The organism is Stenotrophomonas sp. WHRI 8082 (assembly GCF_040223995.2).
Classification (GTDB): domain Bacteria; phylum Pseudomonadota; class Gammaproteobacteria; order Xanthomonadales; family Xanthomonadaceae; genus Stenotrophomonas.
In genome coordinates this window covers 2,868,607-2,881,083 of the sequence record NZ_CP167826.1, presented here as the reverse complement: position 1 = coordinate 2,881,083, position 12,477 = coordinate 2,868,607, and the positions used below count along the sequence as shown (strand labels likewise).

12 protein-coding genes are annotated in these 12,477 nt (G+C 66.4%); 4 read left to right on the top strand and 8 right to left on the bottom strand.

All coding sequences use genetic code 11. The features are described from left to right. Positions 1-23: 23 nt before the first annotated feature. Positions 24-896 carry an ion transporter gene (locus tag ABRP17_RS12475; RefSeq protein WP_188326268.1) on the top strand — a complete coding sequence of 291 codons (873 nt, stop codon included), beginning with the start codon at positions 24-26 and terminating at the stop codon, positions 894-896. Positions 897-937: 41 nt separating this feature from the next. Here the strand turns inward: ABRP17_RS12475 and ABRP17_RS12470 are convergent, their stop codons facing one another. The 3 genes from ABRP17_RS12470 to ABRP17_RS12460 form a co-directional block, all read right to left on the bottom strand. Beyond that, a complete protein-coding gene (locus ABRP17_RS12470; RefSeq protein ID WP_349986333.1) occupies positions 938-1,885 on the bottom strand; it encodes a YiiG family protein in 948 nt (315 codons plus the stop codon). Positions 1,886-1,928: 43 nt separating this feature from the next. Further along, complete coding sequence (locus ABRP17_RS12465) at positions 1,929-2,909, bottom strand: YiiG family protein (protein ID WP_349986332.1); 981 nt, start codon at positions 2,907-2,909, stop codon at positions 1,929-1,931. 70 nt (positions 2,910-2,979) lie between these two features. Further along, a complete protein-coding gene (locus tag ABRP17_RS12460) occupies positions 2,980-3,798 on the bottom strand; it encodes an NAD(P)-dependent oxidoreductase (protein ID WP_349986331.1) in 819 nt (272 codons plus the stop codon). A gap of 112 nt (positions 3,799-3,910) precedes the next feature. Here ABRP17_RS12460 and ABRP17_RS12455 point away from each other — a divergent pair, with 112 nt between their 5' ends. Next, a complete protein-coding gene (locus tag ABRP17_RS12455; RefSeq protein WP_349986330.1) occupies positions 3,911-4,591 on the top strand; it encodes a hypothetical protein in 681 nt (226 codons plus the stop codon). 47 nt (positions 4,592-4,638) lie between these two features. Here ABRP17_RS12455 and ABRP17_RS12450 read toward each other — a convergent pair whose 3' ends face one another. Further along, complete coding sequence (locus ABRP17_RS12450; protein ID WP_188326264.1) at positions 4,639-5,301, bottom strand: serine/threonine-protein kinase; 663 nt, start codon at positions 5,299-5,301, stop codon at positions 4,639-4,641. An 86-nt stretch (positions 5,302-5,387) separates the two neighbouring features. Here ABRP17_RS12450 and ABRP17_RS12445 point away from each other — a divergent pair, with 86 nt between their 5' ends. Beyond that, entirely contained in the window at positions 5,388-7,379 is a 1,992-nt protein-coding gene (locus tag ABRP17_RS12445) for a VTT domain-containing protein (protein ID WP_349986329.1), read from the top strand. A gap of 104 nt (positions 7,380-7,483) precedes the next feature. Here ABRP17_RS12445 and ABRP17_RS12440 read toward each other — a convergent pair whose 3' ends face one another. From ABRP17_RS12440 to ABRP17_RS12430, 3 genes are all read right to left on the bottom strand, one after another. Further along, a complete protein-coding gene (locus ABRP17_RS12440) occupies positions 7,484-8,062 on the bottom strand; it encodes an LON peptidase substrate-binding domain-containing protein (RefSeq protein WP_188326262.1) in 579 nt (192 codons plus the stop codon). Continuing rightward, complete coding sequence (gene mpl, locus ABRP17_RS12435) at positions 8,059-9,423, bottom strand: UDP-N-acetylmuramate:L-alanyl-gamma-D-glutamyl-meso-diaminopimelate ligase (RefSeq protein WP_349986327.1); 1,365 nt, start codon at positions 9,421-9,423, stop codon at positions 8,059-8,061. Before mpl ends, ABRP17_RS12440 begins: the two co-directional genes overlap by 4 nt. A gap of 492 nt (positions 9,424-9,915) precedes the next feature. Next, a complete protein-coding gene (locus ABRP17_RS12430) occupies positions 9,916-10,482 on the bottom strand; it encodes an adenylate kinase (protein ID WP_349986325.1) in 567 nt (188 codons plus the stop codon). Between the two features lie 135 nt (positions 10,483-10,617). Between ABRP17_RS12430 and ABRP17_RS12425 the strand changes: the two genes are divergently transcribed. After that, positions 10,618-11,874, top strand: coding sequence for a 6-phosphofructokinase (locus ABRP17_RS12425; RefSeq protein ID WP_349986324.1), 1,257 nt, complete (start codon positions 10,618-10,620; stop codon positions 11,872-11,874). Between the two features lie 46 nt (positions 11,875-11,920). Here the strand turns inward: ABRP17_RS12425 and ABRP17_RS12420 are convergent, their stop codons facing one another. Continuing rightward, positions 11,921-12,424 carry a hypothetical protein gene (locus ABRP17_RS12420; protein WP_192081326.1) on the bottom strand — a complete coding sequence of 168 codons (504 nt, stop codon included), beginning with the start codon at positions 12,422-12,424 and terminating at the stop codon, positions 11,921-11,923. Positions 12,425-12,477: the final 53 nt, after the last annotated feature.

The window sequence follows — 12,477 nt, the reverse complement described above, 5'->3', positions numbered from 1 at the left end:
CGACCCGTGCTGCACAATGGACCATGCGCCCCTTCTCTGCTCCCCAGCTCAATCCTGCCGCCGCGTCCGGCTGGCGTCGCTACTGGTTCGACATCATCTACCGGCACGATACGCCACCGTCGCGCAACTTCGACCTGTTGCTGGTGCTGGCCATCATCGGCAGCGTGATCGTGGTGATGATCGACAGCGTGCAGCACCTCCACCTGCGCTGGGCGACCGCGCTGTACGCGCTGGAATGGGCGTTCACGATCCTGTTCTCGATCGAGTACGTGCTGCGCCTGATCGTGGTGAAGCGCCCGCTGCGCTATGCGGTCAGCATCTGGGGGATCATCGATCTGCTGTCGATCCTGCCGGCCTACCTGTCCCTCTTCATCCCCGGCGCGCAGACCCTGCTGGTCGTGCGTGCGCTGCGCATCCTGCGGGTGTTCCGCATCCTCAAGCTCACGCGCTATGTCGAGGAAAGCGGCGTGCTGATGCTGGCGCTGTGGCGAAGCCGGCGCAAGGTGCTGCTGTTCCTGTTCACCGTCATCACCATCACCATCATCGCCGGTGCCTTGATGTATCTCATCGAAGGTCCCAACCACGGCTTTACCAGCATTCCCAGCAGCATGTACTGGGCCGTGGTGACGATGGCCACGGTCGGGTTCGGCGATATCGTGCCGCAGACGGTGCTCGGACGTTTCGTCACGTCGATCCTGATCCTGATCGGCTACAGCATCATCGCGGTGCCCACAGGCATCTATACCGCCGAGCTGGCCAGCACGCTGCGCGATGCCGGACACGAGCAGAAGCGCGATGCGCGCGGCTGCCCACGCTGCGGCGTGGAGGGACACGAACCCGATGCACGCTACTGCCGGCAGTGCGCAGAGCCCCTGCCGGAGATCTTCAACCAATGACCGGGTGACTACATACCGTCGTCACCCGATACGCAGCGCGATCAACGCGCCATGCGGTTGCTCATGTCGACCAGATCGTTGTAGCTGGCCAGCACGGCCTGGGGGGTGCCACCCGGTGCCAGCGACGAGCCGCTTTCCAGCAGCATCTGCTCGCTGCGGTTCAACGGCTGCCCGGACTTCAGCCGCTCGATCCGACGGCCGCCTTCGCTGGCCAGCTTGTCGGCCGCGCGCTCCATGTGGCCCCACATTGCATCGCCCTGGCCCACCTTGGCCTTCTGCGCCTCTTCCAGGGTGGCCTGGTAGCGCGACAGCTGCGCGGTTGCCGCAGCGACGTCCGGTGTTTCAGCATTGAGCAGCTTCACCAGCTGCTTGCCATCGCCGATGATTTTCAGGTGGTAGTACGAGGCGTTGCGGCCCTCTTCCTTCTCGATGGCTTCAATCTGCGCCAGGCGGCGCGTGTCTTCGTTCTGCTCCAGCGCTGCGTCCATCGCATCGCTGGCTTCGAAGAAGGCCGCGTACGCCTGCATCAAGGGCGCATGGCGCTGCTTCAGCCCTTCGCCGCCGTCGCGCTTGTAGTCCTCACGGGTGTAATAGCGCCCCGCGTCCTCGATGCGCTCGTTGAGCGTGGCAAAGCGTTCCTGGTAGGTCTTCGCCACCGGATCCAGGAGGGGGTTGGCCGGTGTCTGCGCCAGTGCGGCGGTCATCGGCGCGCCGCACATCTCGACACGGTGCGACAGCACGGTGCCCGGCGCACGGATGGTGCTTTCCTTGCCGGTCGGCCCCGTTTCCGGATTGGCGATCCAGCTGACGTAGGTCTCGTAGCTTTCCTGGATGGGCTGTTGCACGCCATTGAAACAGGCGATGTAGGCGTTGATCTTCTCGGCGCCGTCGACCGCAGCGGCATCGGTGCCGTGCTTCTGGCAACCGGCAAAGAGCGTGGCGAAGGCGATGGCTGCAGCAAGCGGCAGCAGGCGGGTCGAAGCAGTCATGGAGTATTCCCTACGGTATGAAAAATGAACGACAGGCGCCGACTTACTGGCGATTGCTCTGGAAGACAAGGTCGTTATAGGTGCGCAGCAACCGACCGGGAGACCCTTCCGGCGCCAGCGTGGGACTGTCCAGCCATCCCTTCTCCATCTGCGTGTAGGCGGTCTTTTCGCTCACGCGCTTGACCCGCGCCTTGCCTTCGCGACGGAATTTCTCTGCGGCCGTTTCGAAGCTGTTCCAGTCCAGCTTGCCCGGCTCGGCGTCAGCCACCTTGGCGTGCGCTTCGTCAGACAGTTGGTTGAATCCTTCCAGCAGCGCCGTGGCGCGCGCGACATCGAAGGCGTCCTCCTGCAGCAGCCCCACGATCACCTTGGCGTCGAGCATCATCGCCAGACGGTAATACTCGCGGGTACGCCCCTCCGCCTGCTCGAGTACCTTCAACTGCGCACGCTGCGCCGCGTCGTTCTGTGCATCCAGCTCCGCACTGAAGGCTTCACTGGCCTCGACGAACGACGACAGCGCGCGCATCAGCGGGTCATGCAGCTGCTTGCCTTTGGCGAACTGGTCGTCTTCGTGGTCCTGCCGCTCGTAGTAATCGTGCACCTGGTGGCTGAGCGGCTGCAGGGTCATCAGCGCGTCGCGATAGCGTCCGGCGGCCGCGTCAAGCGCGGGCAACGCCGGTGTCGCGGCGATCGCACCCGACAGCGGGGCATCGCAGAGCTTCATGTCATGGTCGCTGATGTCATACGGCGCATAGACGGTGGCCTCCTTGCCGGATGGTCCCTTCGTCGGGTCATCCATCCAGCCCGTGTAATGCCCTGCGCCGGTGTGCACCCGCGCATCCACCTGGTTGAAACACGCGATGTAGGCATTGAGCTTGGCGGTCAGCGCCTGGTCTGCATCGGCTTGCGGCGCGGCGACATCGGCCGTGGACGCGGCAGGTGCGGTACCGGCATCACCGCTGCAGGCAGCCAGCAGCGTCGATACGGCAGCAGCCAGCACGGTAATGCGAAGGGTCGGGAGCATCGGAACATCCTTGTTGAAAACGATTTCAGCCGCGCACCATAGCAAAAATCGTTGTCGACGCCCCGTGTAGTCAGTCGAGGAACAGATCCGGCAGCAACGGCTGCGCGGGATCCACCGCATAGCCGGAAAGATCAGTGATGCCAGCATCGGCCAGCACCTCGTCGTCCAGCAGGAAGTGACCATGGAACCCCGCGGCCTCACGTACCAGCACCGCATGTGCGGCATCGGCGACGATCTGCGGCGTGCGGCAGCCGGCCACGTCCACGCCGGGAATCATGTTGATCGCATCGGTAGCGATCACGCTGCGCGGCCACAACGCATTGACCGCCACGCCCCGCGGACCGAACTCCGCAGCCAACCCCAAGGTGACGAAGCTCATGCCCATTTTGGCGAGGGTGTAGCCGGTGTGCGGCGACCACCACTTCGGGTCCAGGTTCGGCGGCGGCGCCAGGCTGAGGATATGCGGGTTGGGCGCTTCCAGCAGATGGGGCAGGCACGCCTGCGCGCACAGGAAGCTGCCGCGCGCATTGACCTGCTGCATCAGGTCGAAACGCTTCATCGGCGTCTCCAGGGTGCCGCGCAGCCAGATCGCGCTGGCATTGTTGACCAGGATGTCGATGCCGCCGAAGGTATCCACGGTGGCCGCCACGGCCGCGCGCACCTGGTCCTCCTCGCGGATATCGCACTTCAGGGCAAGCGCCTGGCCGCCAGCGGCGGTGACCGCCTCGGCGGCACTGTGGATGGTGCCGGGCAGCTTCGGGTTGGCCACCGATGACTTCGCCGCGATTGCCACGTTGGCACCGTCACGCGCGGCACGCAGCGCAATGGCCAGACCGATGCCGCGCGACGCACCGGTGATGAAAAGGGTCTTGCCCTGCAGCGTGGCCATCGTCTTTTACCCGCGAACCGGCCGTAGCCTGATGGGGCATTATGCCCCGCCTCGACGCGCGCTTAACCGCGGTCGCCGATACTCCCGCTGTCCCGTGCAAAGGCAGCGTGCCATGCAGATCCGGTATCAACGGCTTCTCCTGCCTGCCTGCGTACTGCTGCTGGCGGCGTGTCAGGACCGCACGCCCCCGTCGCCGCCGTCCGCGCCTCCCCACGCTGCGGACGCCACGGCAGCCGGCGCCCAGCCGGCCGCAGCGACTCCATGGAGCAGCCACAGCGTCTGGAACGGCGATCTCAATGCCTGCCGGCAGGGCGACGCAGCCGCGACCCGCGACTGCCTGTTGCAGGCCATGCGCACCGCCGGTGCCAGTGCGGCGGCGATCAGCGCCGCCGAGCAGGTCTCCAGTGGCGGCGAGCTCGGCCATGTGTCGGCCTGGCATCCGCACGAGGGCATCGGCGTGGCAACGGTCGAGTATCCATTCCGCGCCAACACCAACCAGAGCACGCGTCTGGTCGATGCAGCCGGCAAGCGGATCGATGTCGATGCCGATCCCACAACGGGCGAGCTCGCGGCGGTCCCCGCATTGCGCTCGCTGCTGGCGTCGCATCCGGATGCAACCCTGTTCGCTCCGGCACAGTCCGTGGGCAGCGCACCGCTCGACGGCGGCGGCGTTCGCCTGATCTACCAGACGCCGCTACGCGACTGTCATGCGTGTGCGGATGTGGCGATGCTCAAGGTGGGGTATGACTTCGACGCGCAGCGGCGCTTCGTGGGCAAGGCACTGGTGGAATGAGCGGATGGGCGTGACCGCCAACGGGCGTGATCTGCGCGGGTGCGCGCTCAGGGCTTTGGCCCCTGCCCTTCGTTGTCTTCCCAGTGCAGGATGCGCCGTGTAACGAAGCGATAGACCGGCTTGCCCGTAGCGAACCAGACCTCGCGTACCCACGACGTCCGCTTGAGCAGGCGTTTTTCCACCGGCGTCAGCGCCTCACGGCAGTACATCCGTTTGTGTTTCAGCAGATGACGCAGGTCTTCCCGCGCCAGCAGACGCATCCAGCGGGAGCGCGGCGCGCCGATCACCGCCAGCTGGAAGTCGATCAGCGCCGGACGGCCGTCTTCCGTCACCAGCCAGTTCGCTTCCTTGGCCAGGTCGTTGTGCGCAACGCCACGGCGGTGCAGCGTCTGCAGCAGCCGGCGCGCGGCGCGGAACCAGGCCAGATCGCCGCGTGGTGGCCGCTGGTACATCGCATCGCCGGCCATGAAGCTGCGATCCAGCCACCGCCCATCCCACGCCAGCAGCCGTGGCACGTCGTGCATGCCCTCGATGTGCTGCAGCGCGCGGGCTTCGCGTCGCGCCAGCCACCAGGCGGGCACCCGCAGCCACCAGGGGGTGGCACCCAGGTCACGCCGCACGAAGCGACGCCCGCCCTCCTCTACCAGCAGGATACGGCCGAAGCTGTCGGACTTGAGCGCATGCTGCGCAGAGTGGGGATGATCGGCCATGGCCCATTCTATTTGATAGATCGGTTCATCACTGGGGGGACCACGGGCAGGCACCCAGTCACCCACGGCCCTCTATAATCGGGCGGATGGACTCTTCATGGATCGACGCCACGCTTGCGTGGATTGCCGCCCATCCGGTACTTGCCGGCGCGGCCATCTTCCTCATCGCCTTCTGCGATGCGGTCATCATTCTCGGTGCGATCGTGCCCGCCCTGCCGCTGTTGTTCGCGGTGGGTGTGTTCATCGGCCTGGGCCAGATCTCCGGACCGTACGCCGTGGCCTGCGCGGCAGTGGGCGCACTGGCCGGCGACGGCATCAGTTACTGGATCGGGCGCCGCTGGGGTGACCGCCTGCGCGGCGTCTTCCCCTTCAGCCGCTATCCGCAGCTGCTTGATCGCGGCGAGACCATGTTCCGCCGCAATGCCTTCAAGAGCATCCTCGTCGCCCGCTACGTCGGTGCCATCCGTCCCTTCGTGCCGGCCATCGCCGGCATGATGAAGATGCCGGTGAACCGCTACCTGCAGGCCAGCGGCATCGCCAGCATCTCCTGGGCAGTGCTGTTCCTGCTGCCGGGCTGGGTCCTGGGCGGCGCCTACGATGCGGTCGCGGCGGTTGCCGGTCGACTGGTCGTGGTGGTGGGTCTGCTGGCAGTGATCCTGGGGCTGGTGTGGGCCATCGTGCTGTACGGCTACCGCTGGTCGGCCGCGCGCATGGACAGCTGGTTGGCGCGCCTGCTGGCCTGGTCGCAGCGCCATCCCACGCTCGGTCGGTACTCCGTGTCCGTGTTCGATCCACAACGCCGCGAATCCGTGCCGCTCGCCATGCTGGCGCTGATGCTGCTGATGCTTGGCTGGGGCTGGTTCGTGCTGCTGACGGTGGTGGTCGCCCATGGTGAGCCGCTGCGTATCGATCTGGCCGTGCACCAGGCCATGCTGGCGCTGCGCAATCCATTGGCCGACTACCCGATGGCCGCCTTGGCCTCGTTGGGTGCATGGCAGGTGCTGCTGCCGGCCACTGCCGCCGGCATGGGCTATCTGCTCTGGCGGCGGCGCTGGATGGCCGCCGCGCACTGGCTGGCCGCCCTGGCCTTCGGCCTGGCGCTGACCCTGCTGCTGGGCGCCACCGTGGATGTCGTACGCCCGCCGGATGCCAGCAGCGGCTTCGGCTTCCCGTCGGTGTCGGTCACCATGGCCACCATCACCTTCGGTTTCTTCGCGGTGTTGATTGCCCGTGAGCTGCCCGGCCGCACGCGGGTATGGCCGTACCTGGTGTCCGGTTTCGTGGTCAGCCTGATCGGCTTCGCGCGCATCTACCTGGGCGCCCACTGGCTGAGCGATGTCATCGGCGGAATGCTGTTCGGCATGTTCTGGCTGCTGGTGCTCGGCATCGCCTACCGTCGCCGCTTCAACCGCTCGTTCTGGGTCAAACCGGCCGCATGGCTGTTCTATGGTGTCTTCACCATCGCCGCCTGCTGGTACGCGCCACGCAACATCCCGGTCAAGCTGCAGCGGTTCGAACCGCATCAGGCGGCACCGGTCGCCTTGCCGTACACGCAGTGGTGGCAGCACGACTGGAAGGCGCTGCCGTCGCGCCGCAACGAGTTCGATGATGACCAGCGCTGGCCGCTGGACGTGCAGGTAGCCGGCCCGCTCGGGCCGCTGCAGGCCCGCCTGGAAGCGCAGGGCTGGAAGGTGCAGGCCCAGGCTGGCTGGGAAGAAGCGCTGCTGATGCTGGACCAGGACACCGGTCCGGACCAGCTGCCGGTGCTGCCGGCCACGCTCGACACGCAGGTGGAGAGCCTGCTGATGGTGCGCGACGGCGAGCGTGCCGACGAACGCCACGTACTGCGCCTGTGGCCTGCCGCGAAGGTGTTGCAGCCGGGCAATGTGCCGTTGTGGCTGGGCAGCGCGCAGACCCTGCGTTTCACCCGTCACTTCGAATGGATCGGCATGTGGCATCCGCTGCGGGGCGTGGACCCCGCGCTGGCGGCGGTCAAGACGTCAGTCGACGGCATGCCGATGCAGGAAGACGTGCATCCGGAGAGCGGCCTGCCCGTGCTGCGCCTGCGCAGCGAATGAGCTGACAGCGTCCGCAGGGCAGACGCCGGGCATGGCTCGGCGTTACCGGGTCTTCGCTGATTGCATCAGCTGGGGGCCGTGCCCGGCGCGGCGCACCGGATGGATCAAGGCAACCAGCCGAGCATCCGGTCCAGTCGCTCGTGCACGTCGTCCAGCTGCAGCAGCTGCAATCGCTGGGGTTCTTCCAGCGGCAACAGCTGCGCCAGCCGCCAGCCGACCCACGCGGCCTGGTCCAGCTGCGCCGGCGAGGTCGGCGCGTAGTCGCTGCCGGCCTGCTCGATGATGTGCTGCAGCAGCGTGGACAACAGCGCGTGCTCCGGCCTCAGTTCGTCATCGTCATCTGCAGGGCACCAGCGGACCTCACCGACCACCAGACCGTTGTCACGCACGCGTGTCTGCTCCACATGGAAACGCCGGGCGCCGCGCAGTCGCAGCTGCAGTACGCCGTCGCGGCCCATGTCGAAATCCTCGACGCGCGCTTCCACGCCGAACGCGGCAGGCAGCGCCGCTGCACCCACTTCCTCGCCCTGCAGGATGAGGCACGAACCAAAACTGCTGCCTTCGCGGCTGCAGTCACGCAGCATGTCGAGGTAGCGTCGCTCGAACACCCGCAGGCCGATGCTCGCGCCCGGCAGCAACACCGCGTGCAGCGGGAACAGCGGTAGTGCAACGCGCCCGCTCATCGTGCCTGCAACTGCGCAAGGAAACGACGCGGCGCGGCGTCAAAGCCGCCGTTGGACATGAACACCACATGGTCGCCGCTCCGGGACGCTGCCTGCAGACGTGCGAGCAGGGCATCGGTGTCAACCACGGCATGCGCCTTGCCGCGCACCGCTTTCACCACGCTTGCCGCATCCCAGGCCAGCTCCGGCCGGTGCAGGAACACCACTTCATCTGCCAGCGCCAGCGACGGTGCCAGTGCATCCGCGTGCGCGCCCAGCCGCATCGAATTGCTGCGCGGCTCCATCGCCACGACGATCCGTGCATCGCCTACCTTCGCGCGCAGACCCTCAAGCGTGGTCGCGATCGCCGTCGGGTGATGGGCGAAGTCGTCGTACACGGTGATACCGCTGGCCTGTCCGATGACCTCCAACCGGCGCTTCACACTGCGGAAGCCCGACAGCGCCGGCAGCACCGTCGCCAGCTCAACGCCGACGGCATGGGCGGCAGCCAGGGCAGCCAATCCATTCAACACGTTGTGCCGCCCCAGCAGCGGCCAGTGCACCTCGCCGACGCGTTCGCCATGATGATGCACGGTGAATGCACTGCCATCGGCGCGGATCAGCTCGGCGTGCCACTCCAGTGCCGGATCGAAGCCAAAGCGCTCCACCGGGGTCCAGCAGCCCATCGCGAGGACTTCTGCCAGGTGGGCGTCTTCACCGTTGACGATCAGGCGGCCACGCGCCGGCACCGTGCGTACCAGATGGTGGAACTGCCGCTGGATCGCGGCCACGTCCGGGAAGATGTCGGCATGGTCGTACTCGAGGTTGTTGAGCACGGCGACCAGCGGGCGGTAGTGCACGAACTTGCTGCGTTTGTCGAAGAACGCCGTGTCGTACTCGTCAGCTTCGACCACGAACTCGCGGCCCTGACCAACGCGGGCCGACACCCCGAAGTCTTCAGCCACCCCGCCGATCAGGAAACCCGGCGAACGGCCCGCCGATTCCAGCAGCCAGGTCAGGATGGTGGAAGTGGTGGTCTTGCCGTGCGTACCGGCGACCGCCAGCGTATCGCGCCCGGGCAGCACCTGTTCGCTGAGCCACTGCGCGCCGGAGATATAGCGCTGTCCCGCATCGAGTACCGCCTCGACAGCCGGGTTGCCGCGCGAAAGCGCATTGCCCACCACCACCTCATCGGTGCGCGGCGGCACGCTGTCGGCGCGATAACCTTGGTCCAGCTGGATGCCCAGCGTTTCCAGCTGCGTGGACATGGGCGGATAGATCGCCTGGTCGCTACCACTCACTGCGTGGCCGAGTTCCCGCGCCAGCGCCGCCACGCCGCCCATGAAGGTACCGGCAATTCCGAGGATATGTAGGTTGCTCATGCATCACATTGTCACCGATCATCTGGGGCGGCGTGCAGGGGGTCAGGCGGTCATGGGTAAGAAAAATCTGACCTTTCGGTGAGGAAAAGCCAAGCACATGTCAGGGAATTCCCGATAGCGGCAAAGTATGAACACGGACACAATTCATCTCGCCAGCCGCAGTTCCCAACCGGTCCTACTCCCCAAGTGACCATCCCCATGGGAGCTCACGCTGCGGGGCCCTGAGCAAGCCCACCTGCTGGCACCTCAAACGACACAGGCCTGGTCCGAGCGGACCAGGCCTGTGTTTTTTGGATCGGGCGCGGCATGAACGACGGAAACGCTGAAGGTCGATCTGCTGACGGGCGATCTGCTGGTGGTCGCTCCGCGGGCGGTCGATCTGCCATCGATCGATCCGCCGGTAGAGCCGACTTCAGTCGGCTGCTCCACCGCACGGCAGCCGACTGAAGTCGGCTCTACCGGCGGCTCTGCCGTTGGCCCTGCCCTCGTGCGTCAGGCCTTTGGCAGCGCAGCGTGGATGCGTGCTTCCACTTCATCCAGTTCGCCGATGCCGTTCAGCCGCGACAGCGTGCCGCGTGCCGCATAGAAATCCACCACCGGCGCGGTCTGCTCTGTGTAGACCTGCAGGCGCTGGCGTACCGAATCCGGATTGTCATCGGCGCGGCCCTGCTCCTTGGCACGCCCGGCGAGGCGCTCGATCAGCTGATCAGCGTCCACGTCCAGTTGCACCACCGCGTCCAGCGGCTGCTTGATGTCGGCCAGCACCCCGTCAAGGGCCTGCGCCTGCGCCACGTTGCGCGGATAGCCATCCAGGATGAAGCCCTTGGCCACGTCGTCCTGCCCCAGTCGCGAACGCAGCATGCCCAGCAGGATGTCGTCGGACACCAGGTTGCCTGCATCCATCACTGCCTTGGCCTGCTTGCCCAGATCGGTGCCGGCAGCGACTTCAGCGCGCAGCAGATCGCCGGTGGAGATGTGGGCGATGCCGAGCTTTTCCTTCAGGCGGGTGGCCTGCGTACCCTTGCCCGAACCGGGCGGCCCCAACAATACCAATCGCATCGAGCTGACTCCAACGTGTTGAAATTCATGAAAGTGCGAGGACCGGACGGGCCGGTATCGCTGCACTGCAATACCCGCACTTTACCGCATCCGGGTAATGTCCCTGCAATGTCCCTCCCCCGATATGGAGTTTCCATGCGCCAAGGCACTCTGCTGTACGCCCAGTCCGGCGGCGTTACTGCCGTCATCAATGCCACCGCATCGGCCGTCATCCAGGAAGCGCGCGCCCGCGGCATCAAGGTGCTCGCTGCCCGCAACGGCATCCTCGGCGCGCTGCGGGAGGACTTGATCGATACGTCGCGCGAGTCGATTGCCGCCATCCGCGCCCTCGCCCACACCCCCGGCGGCGCCTTCGGGTCGTGCCGCTACAAGTTGAAGTCACTGCAGGATGATGGCGACCGCTACGACCGCCTGCTGCAGGTCCTGCAGGCCCACGACGTGCGCTGGTTCCTCTACAACGGGGGCAACGACTCGGCCGATACCGCGCTGAAAGTGTCGGAGCTTGCCCGTTCGCGCGGCATCGAACTGACCTGCGTGGGCGTGCCCAAGACGATCGACAACGACCTGGCAGTCACCGATACCTGCCCGGGCTTCGGCTCGGCCGCCAAGTACACCGCGGTCTCGGTGCGCGAGGCCGCACTGGATGTGGCGGCGATGGCCGAGACGTCCACGCGTGTCTTCATCTACGAAGCGATGGGCCGCCACGCGGGCTGGCTTGCCGCCTCCGCCGGGCTGGCGGGCACGGGTGAAGACGACGCGCCGCACCTGATCCTGCTGCCCGAGCGCGCGTATGACGAGAAGGCGTTCCTGGCCAAGGTCGATGCCGTGGTCAAACGCGTCGGCTACTGCGTCGTGGTCGCATCCGAAGGCATCGCCACGGCAGACGGCACCTTCGTTGCCGATGCCGGCGGCGGCAAGGATTCGTTCGGCCACACGCAGTTGGGCGGGGTGGCGGCGCACCTGGCCGCACGCGTCAAGACCGGACTCGGTTACAAAGTGCACTGGACCCTGCCTGACTACCTGCAGCGCTCGGCCCGTCATCTCGCTTCGAAGACCGACTGGGACCAGGCCCAGGCCGTAGGCAAGGCGGCCGTGCGCTTGGCGCTTTCAGGCCAGAACGGGGTGATGCCGGTGATCGTACGCACCAGCGACAAGCCGTACCGCTGGAAAATCGAAGCCGCGCCGCTGGCGAAGATCGCCAACCATGAAAAGAAAATGCCGGCCGGCTTCATCCGTCGTGATGGCTTCGGCATCACCGAAAAAGCACGCGCGTACCTGCAACCGCTGATCAAGGGCGAAGCGCCGCTTCCCTACGGCCCGGATGGACTGCCGAAGTACGTCACCCTGAAGAACCTCGCGGTGAAGAAGAAACTGGACGCGTTCGCCGGGTAAGCATGCGGGGCGTCGCCGCCGAGCATGGCGCGGCGCTACCCGTGCATCAGTTGCAGGCCTTGCCTTCCATGCTCAGCTGCGCGGCGAACATCGTCACCGGCGGCACCTTGCCGCTTGCGGCCAGCTTCTTCGCGTCTTCCAGATAGATGCGCGACTGGCCCTGGCCGTCGCGCTCTGCAGTCGGCGTCACCGGCAGGCGCCACACGCGCACCACCGCCTGCTGCGAAGGACAGGCCGCCGCCGGCACACGGATCACGTCATTCAGCTTCCAGCCCTTGTCGCTGGTGGGCTGCGCCTTGGCGTAGTCCACGAACCGGGCACGTGGCTGGCACTGCTCACTGGTACGCACCGGGGCGAATCGATAGGGCTGCGCCGCGTCACCGGTGAAGGTGCCTTCCAGCCGTGCACAGGCCTCGGGGATCTGCCGCAGTGTATGCACCGCACCCACCGCCTGCGCCGCACCCACCGCACGCTGCAGCTCGGGCGTTTCAGCGGCCAGTACCGGCAGTGACGGCAACAACAGGGACATCATCAACAAAGGCAGGCGCATTGGCGTTCTCCACGGCAGGAATGGCCGAACAGTCGCAGCCTCCGGCTTAACCG

Coding starts and splice junctions, on each gene's coding strand:
- ABRP17_RS12430 (WP_349986325.1), bottom strand. CDS start 10,482: ATGCGATTGGTATTGTTGGGGCCGCCCGGTTCGGGCAAGGGTACGCAG.
- ABRP17_RS12440 (WP_188326262.1), bottom strand. CDS start 8,062: ATGAGCGGGCGCGTTGCACTACCGCTGTTCCCGCTGCACGCGGTGTTG.
- ABRP17_RS12445 (WP_349986329.1), top strand. CDS start 5,388: ATGGACTCTTCATGGATCGACGCCACGCTTGCGTGGATTGCCGCCCAT.
- ABRP17_RS12460 (WP_349986331.1), bottom strand. CDS start 3,798: ATGGCCACGCTGCAGGGCAAGACCCTTTTCATCACCGGTGCGTCGCGC.
- ABRP17_RS12420 (WP_192081326.1), bottom strand. CDS start 12,424: ATGCGCCTGCCTTTGTTGATGATGTCCCTGTTGTTGCCGTCACTGCCG.
- ABRP17_RS12470 (WP_349986333.1), bottom strand. CDS start 1,885: ATGACTGCTTCGACCCGCCTGCTGCCGCTTGCTGCAGCCATCGCCTTC.
- ABRP17_RS12450 (WP_188326264.1), bottom strand. CDS start 5,301: ATGGCCGATCATCCCCACTCTGCGCAGCATGCGCTCAAGTCCGACAGC.
- ABRP17_RS12425 (WP_349986324.1), top strand. CDS start 10,618: ATGCGCCAAGGCACTCTGCTGTACGCCCAGTCCGGCGGCGTTACTGCC.
- ABRP17_RS12465 (WP_349986332.1), bottom strand. CDS start 2,909: ATGCTCCCGACCCTTCGCATTACCGTGCTGGCTGCTGCCGTATCGACG.
- ABRP17_RS12455 (WP_349986330.1), top strand. CDS start 3,911: ATGCAGATCCGGTATCAACGGCTTCTCCTGCCTGCCTGCGTACTGCTG.
- mpl (WP_349986327.1), bottom strand. CDS start 9,423: ATGAGCAACCTACATATCCTCGGAATTGCCGGTACCTTCATGGGCGGC.
- ABRP17_RS12475 (WP_188326268.1), top strand. CDS start 24: ATGCGCCCCTTCTCTGCTCCCCAGCTCAATCCTGCCGCCGCGTCCGGC.